This is a genomic window from Synechococcus sp. H60.2 (assembly GCF_047462315.1).
Classification (GTDB): domain Bacteria; phylum Cyanobacteriota; class Cyanobacteriia; order Thermostichales; family Thermostichaceae; genus Thermostichus.
Window position 1 is genome coordinate 1 of record NZ_JANSIZ010000107.1, and the last position, 5,832, is coordinate 5,832.

At 59.4% G+C, this 5,832-nt stretch carries 8 protein-coding genes; 3 read left to right on the forward strand and 5 right to left on the reverse strand.

Annotation, left to right across the window (positions count from 1 at the left end; translation table 11 throughout):
* Window positions 1–66 precede the first annotated feature (66 nt).
* The 3 genes from NW845_RS12080 to NW845_RS12090 all read right to left on the reverse strand — a co-directional run bounded on the left by NW845_RS12080 (window position 67) and on the right by NW845_RS12090 (window position 2,294).
* The gene (locus NW845_RS12080) at window positions 67–336 is read right to left on the reverse strand and encodes an SDH family Clp fold serine proteinase (RefSeq protein ID WP_414378709.1); all 270 of its coding nucleotides are present in this window, start codon (window positions 334–336) and stop codon (window positions 67–69) included.
* A gap of 88 nt (window positions 337–424) precedes the next feature.
* The gene (locus NW845_RS12085; RefSeq protein ID WP_414372692.1) at window positions 425–1,315 is read right to left on the reverse strand and encodes a hypothetical protein; all 891 of its coding nucleotides are present in this window, start codon (window positions 1,313–1,315) and stop codon (window positions 425–427) included.
* Between the two features lies 1 nt (window position 1,316).
* On the reverse strand, window positions 1,317–2,294 hold the full coding sequence (locus NW845_RS12090; protein ID WP_414378710.1) for a fatty acid desaturase: 978 nt from the start codon (window positions 2,292–2,294) through the stop codon (window positions 1,317–1,319).
* A 355-nt stretch (window positions 2,295–2,649) separates the two neighbouring features.
* On the opposite strand from NW845_RS12090, the gene psaK reads away from it, so the two are divergent.
* Both psaK and NW845_RS12100 read left to right on the forward strand, forming a co-directional pair.
* Complete coding sequence (gene psaK / locus NW845_RS12095; protein ID WP_414378711.1) at window positions 2,650–2,895, forward strand: photosystem I reaction center subunit PsaK; 246 nt, start codon at window positions 2,650–2,652, stop codon at window positions 2,893–2,895.
* Between the two features lie 124 nt (window positions 2,896–3,019).
* The gene (locus tag NW845_RS12100) at window positions 3,020–3,157 is read left to right on the forward strand and encodes a photosystem II reaction center protein K (protein WP_414372686.1); all 138 of its coding nucleotides are present in this window, start codon (window positions 3,020–3,022) and stop codon (window positions 3,155–3,157) included.
* 163 nt (window positions 3,158–3,320) lie between these two features.
* Here NW845_RS12100 and NW845_RS12105 read toward each other — a convergent pair whose 3' ends face one another.
* Together NW845_RS12105 and NW845_RS12110 are read right to left on the reverse strand one after the other, a co-directional pair.
* Window positions 3,321–3,860 carry a DUF3611 family protein gene (locus NW845_RS12105; RefSeq protein ID WP_414333224.1) on the reverse strand — a complete coding sequence of 180 codons (540 nt, stop codon included), beginning with the start codon at window positions 3,858–3,860 and terminating at the stop codon, window positions 3,321–3,323.
* A 114-nt stretch (window positions 3,861–3,974) separates the two neighbouring features.
* Window positions 3,975–4,388 carry a DUF4168 domain-containing protein gene (locus NW845_RS12110; protein ID WP_414378712.1) on the reverse strand — a complete coding sequence of 138 codons (414 nt, stop codon included), beginning with the start codon at window positions 4,386–4,388 and terminating at the stop codon, window positions 3,975–3,977.
* 307 nt (window positions 4,389–4,695) lie between these two features.
* Between NW845_RS12110 and bchI the strand changes: the two genes are divergently transcribed.
* The gene (gene bchI / locus NW845_RS12115; protein WP_414365905.1) at window positions 4,696–5,772 is read left to right on the forward strand and encodes a magnesium chelatase ATPase subunit I; all 1,077 of its coding nucleotides are present in this window, start codon (window positions 4,696–4,698) and stop codon (window positions 5,770–5,772) included.
* Window positions 5,773–5,832 lie beyond the last annotated feature (60 nt).

Sequence of the window (5,832 nt, forward strand, 5' to 3'; positions counted from 1 at the left end):
TACATCCAGAATCAGTCAGAGGGTGCTATCCATCCCCACCGTATAGACGGTGGGGAATTCCGCACCTTACGTTAAATCAATGGGGGTGTTGGGCGGAGTGAGGCGGATTGCCCGCAACACTTGCTCTGAGTCCTCGATGCTGATGTAGCGGGAAACCGGGATCCCCAAAAAACTGATTGACTCCTGGCGGTGGATGAGCAAAATGACCCGGCTGCCCCGCTTTTGCTCCAACTCCCGGATCGCCAACAGACGGCGAAACTCCTGGGCACGACGGTTCAAAAGGGGCTGCAATGAGCTGAAGATCAGAAAGAGCCAGAACAGGCTGCCCCAGTCCACCTTCCCACCTCCTCCCTTGCGTGGGATCCGCTTGCCTCAGCATTACAGCATCAAGCATAGCGAGCCTCGGCCCTGCCTCTGATGAACCTTAGGGGTCAACCTCAGAGGGGGCAAACCAGCGATCCAGAGTCTGTAGCAGATCGGGAACCGAGGTCTGCGCGATCCAAGCCTGGATGTAGGCCCGTTGCTCCGCCAAGTTCTCAAGGCGGCCCAGCTTTTGCATGGCCGCGAGGCGGCTCTCTGCCTCGGCGCGATTGGTCTGCAGATCCAGCCGTTGATCGGGGGTGAGGGGATACTCTGTCTGGGCCAACAGGTGATCGGCCACCATCAGGAACACCAGAGGCCCCGCCAGCTCCACCTGAGGCTCGGTTTCCCCCTCAACCTCGGTGGCGCCCAGAGCCCCCCAATCCTCGAGATCTTGAGCCAGATCCTGGCCCAGTTGCAGCAGCTCCTCCGTCGAGACAGCCTGCAGCGCCCTCTCGGCAACAGCCCGCAGCGGCTCTAGGGAAACCCCATGGCTGGTGGCTAGTTCGGCCAGGGCCTGTTCCCACTGGGCTCGTTGCGCCTGCAGCACCGCTTGTTCTGCAGGGGAAAAATCCAGCCGCTCCAGCAGCACCTGCAGTGTCACCGCTCCCAGCAGCAGCGGCGGAAAGCGCAACAGAGTAGAGGCGGATCCTGCCTGGTTCAGGAAAGCCTCCAAATCGGGGCCGGATCCCGCGTCCAACAAATCCTGCAGGTAGGCCAGCACCTGCGGCAGCGAGGTCAACCTCAGAATCCCTCGCACCTGCGCCCGCAACTCTGCCGGGATCCCAAGGGACTGCAACTGAGCTTCAGCTCGCCCCCGCGCTTCCGCGATCACCTCCGGCAAATCCGCCGTCGCCTGACCAGCCTGTAACAGGGCCTGGCTGGAGTCCTGCAGCAAGCTGGCCGCCTCCACAAACAGCAGCAACTGAGGGATCCGCAGCGTCGGCAAGACCATCTCAATCGGCCTCTTCGCCAAGCTGGGGATCAGCAAGGGATGGCGTTGTTGCCAACTCGGCTGAGGCCCCCTCAGGAGCGGGCTTGTGCCAGTGGAGGCCAATCAGCGCGTCGTAGACAAAGCTCCAAAACTCGCCCTTCTGCCAAATGCCCAGCGTCTGGTGGCAGTTGCGCGCATCCAACTCCGGCTTAGCCACCCAGTAGGCCGCCTGATACTTGTACCAAGGAACCGAGGGCCAGAGGTGGTGGATCAGGTGATAGTTTTGCCCCAGCAGCAGAATATTGGTCAGCCAGCCGGGGTAAACCCTGGCGTTGTACCACCGCTCCTGAGACTGAAAAGGGCGATGGGGTAGATAGTCGAAAAACAAGCCCAACAGGAAGCCCATGATAAAAGCAGGGGGCAGCCAGTAGTTCATGATGTAGTCGGTGTAGCCAAAGTGAATGGCCAGCGCAAACGTTAGGATCACCACCAGCCGACTTAGGCCCCATTCCAACAGATCCCAGCGGCCTTTGCGCCAGAGCTGCCGCTTAAAGAAAAACACCTCATGGTAGAAAAAGCGCGGTGCGATCAGCCACAGCGGGCCTCCCGTGGAAACGTAGTGATCGGGATCGTCTTCGGGATGGTTGACGTGGGCGTGGTGTTGCATGTGAACCCGCTTAAAGACCGGATAGACAAAGCCCTGCAACAAGGCAGAGCCGTGACCCAGCGCCTCGTTCAAAAAGCGGTTGCGGTGGGCAGAGCCGTGAGAGGCATCGTGGATCACCGTGCCCAAAACATAGAGGGCGACAAAGTTGAGCCAAAACACCAGCCACCTGGGCCAATGCCAAAAGGCGTACCCGCCAAAGCAAGAGGCCGAAAGCGCCACTGCTGCCAAAAACATCAGCAGGGTGGGATTCCAAAATTCTGGCGGCGGCCCCAACAGCTCGCGGGGTAACGCAAAAGGCTTGGGATCCGGTTGCGAAGTCGCAGCAGCAGTCATCGGCAGCCATCCTTGGGTGTGCACAGCGCAGACGGTGAGGATGGATCAAGGCAAAAGAGCCAGTTCATCACCTACAAAGCAGGGGAAGAGATCGATTTGTTAACTTTCGTTAGTATACGGCAGAGAGACGCCCCCCTCGTTGAACCCGGCCGGATTTTTCTTGCCAACTCCAGTCCATCCAGGCCGGTTGCGACAGACAGGGATCCCGGCGAAGAGTAAACGGGCCCTGAAGCCAGAAAGACTACAGTGTGAGGTTTTGTTGCGGCCTCTGTTGCAATTCATGTGGGGATCCCCTTGGGAGTTGCGGAATGGGGGTAATCTAGGGTGCGGTTAACCCAAGCTGAGGAGGAAAACCATGCTGCCCGTTGTTGCGCCATTGGCCATGACTGCCCAAACCAGCCCTTGGTCTCCCCTGAGCGCGGTGATTATCCTGCTCTGCACAGGGCTGGCCTACTTAAGCTTCAAGTCCTCTTCGGGTGTGGCTTCAGAAACAGGGCCTGTGTTGGGGATGAGCTGGCCGGAAGTGTTGGGAGTTGCCAGCTTCGGCCATCTGCTGGGCGTGGGAGTGATCCTGGGCCTCTCCAATATGGGGGTTCTCTAAAGCATTTTCCGTTTACATTTCTTGACCTTAGCGAGAATCTCCGCCCGGCAATGTTAAACTCTCTATCAATCCTGAAAAGAGCAGTTTTTCCAACTTCACTTCCTTCCCCCCGAGGTTTGTTGCTATGTCTGCAATGATGCTCCTGGCTGCTTTGCCAGAAGGCTATGAGCTGTTCGATCCCCTGATCGACATTCTGCCCATCATCCCTGTTTTGTTCTTTTTGCTGGCTTTTGTCTGGCAGGCGGCAGTGGGCTTCAAGTGAAGCTCTCGGAATCTGCGATTGGCAACTACGGACTTCGAGACTGCTTCCGCTTGCCCCTCTTCCTCTGGCAGGGGGGCATTTTTAGCTGGGGCAAGTTTAGGGCGGGCCACTGTGCCGCAGGCCTGACTTTCTGCCTTGCAAAGTTAAGACTGGCCACTGGGGTTCAGGGCTCGCGGTCGAGGGCGCCGGTAATCCAGAGCACCCCTGCTAAGCAGACGAAGTGGGCAAAGGTAACGTTGATATTGGCAGCCAATAGCAGCACTCCTGCTGTCTGGGTGCTCAGCGTGCGGGTAAACAGCCGCACAAGCAGCTCTCCCACCTGCGCCTCCATGGCGATGAGGGCGAGGAAAGCGCCGATCAGGCTGACATAGGTAACCAATTGCAACTGCTTGGGCAGATCCAACTGGCTTGGGGTAGCGGCAGACACTGAGCGGCGCTCCGCCTGGAGCAGGTAGCGCCAGTTAAAGAAGAGACCGGCTGCCAGGGTTAGAAGGGTAAACAGGGTAAACCAGAAGGCGATAAAGGCCCCCATCGAGTCGTCGCGATAGAGGGTATTCTGGCCAACTAAAAATCCCAGCCAGAGCAGCAGAGCCGTTGCCCCCAGAACCGCCTGAAACCAGAACCCAAAGCGGCGCGTCAGGCGCAAGCGAGACTTCATGCGCTCGACAGCCGCCCGTACTGACGGCGACATAGGCTCGTTCATTGCTCTCCCCCCGCTCTCTACGGACGAGCACCGACCTCCGCTTCCAGCCTACCGCTATCTTCCGTCCTCCGTCACATCCGGGCAAAAGCGCTGCAGGGGATCTAAGGGGGGGGGTTAGGGTTTGGAGCTAGGGCTCACGCTGGGATCCGCGCTTTGCAGGCGCAGGATTTCGGCTTCGATGCGCTGTTGGAGGTCTCTGCCTTCTTCGGAGCGAATCAACAGGGTGATGCGGTTGTATTCAGGCACGGTCATGCCGTGGCGGGTGATGATCTCGGTGGCGGTGCGAATGAACTCCCGCCGGATTTGATCTTTGCTGGCCGGATCCGCGGTGGCCTGGGAGCGCTGCTGGGCCTCTTGTCGGTGCGGCTCCATCTCCAGGACGATGCGGGCATACTTGGCGACCTGTTCATCGGTCAAAACTAGAGAGGTGGCGGCAGTTTGGGCTACGGCAAGGGAAATGCTCAAGACAGGGATCCAGGTGCAGACCCAGATCAGGCCCACCAGCCCTTTTTGGGCCACGTTTGGCATCGAGAATGCCGTCCACCGTCTCCGACTTGCTTGACGTGACACTGCTGCTATCTCCCCACCCAATAACGAACTCTCTCTGGGGTTGCCGGCGCTTTTGGGAGCCCCTTTCTTTTGGTGTAGCTTTCGCTGTTACCCAGATTCAACCCACTCCCAGCCAACCGTGTAGGCTCTGATGCTATCTGGTCTTCCCCACGCAAAGCCAGGGATCCCAGAGCTTGCTTCTCTATTTGACCCAAAAGCAGCCTTGAGGTTCCTGTTGGAGCATCAAACAGCCCGAAAGGGAAGAGCCTTTGGGATAATGGGGTAGATGCTCGTTGTTGCCTCTATGAACTTGGAACGTCGCCCGGTTTTCCCGTTTACCGCCATCGTCGGCCAAGAGGAGATGAAGTTGGCTCTGCTCCTCAACGTCATCGATCCCCGCATCGGCGGGGTGCTGATCATGGGGGATCGGGGCACGGGCAAATCCACCACCATCCGCGCCTTAGCCGATCTCCTGCCCCAGATCGAGGTCGTCAAAGGGGATCCCTTCAACAGCCACCCGCGGCAGCGGGATCTGATGAGCGACCAGGTGTGGGAACGCCTGCAGGCGGGAGAAACCCTAGAAACCACCTGGATCCAGGTACCGATGGTGGATCTGCCCTTGGGGGCCACGGAAGACCGGGTCTGCGGCACTCTCGACATCGAGCGGGCTCTCTCCCAGGGGGTGAAGGCCTTTGAGCCGGGGCTGTTGGCCAAAGCCAACCGCGGCATCCTCTACGTGGATGAGGTGAACCTTCTGGACGACCACTTGGTGGATGTCTTGCTGGATGCGGCGGCCTCCGGCTGGAACACAGTCGAGCGGGAAGGCATTTCCATTCGCCACCCGGCCCGCTTTGTCCTGGTGGGATCCGGCAACCCCGAAGAGGGAGAATTGCGGCCCCAACTCTTGGATCGCTTCGGCATGTTCGTGCGCATCGAAACGGTGCGGGATCCGGCCCTGCGGGTACAGATCGTCGAAGAGCGTAGCCAGTTCGACACCGATCCGCAGGCCTTCTTGGCCAAATACGCCGAGGCCCAGCAACGCCTGCGGGAACGGATTGAAAAAGCACAACACCTGTTGCCCGCTGTGGGGGTGGATCCCGACTTGCGCCTGAAGATCTCTGGGGTGTGTGCAGCTTTGGAAATAGACGGGCTGCGGGGAGATATCGTCACCAACCGCGCGGCCAAAGCGCTGGCAGCTCTGGAAGGGCGTACTGAAGTGACTGTTGCCGATATTCGCCGGGTCATCAGCTTGTGTTTGCGCCACCGCCTGCGCAAGGATCCTCTGGAAACCATTGACTCCGGCTACAAGGTCGAGAAGGCCTTTAGCGAGGTGTTTCAGGTGAGTCTGGAGAGCGCTGCTTAGCCTGGGGGGGGGGGGCGCCCCCCCGCCCCCCCACGCCAGCAGAGTCCGGGGGGGCGAGTG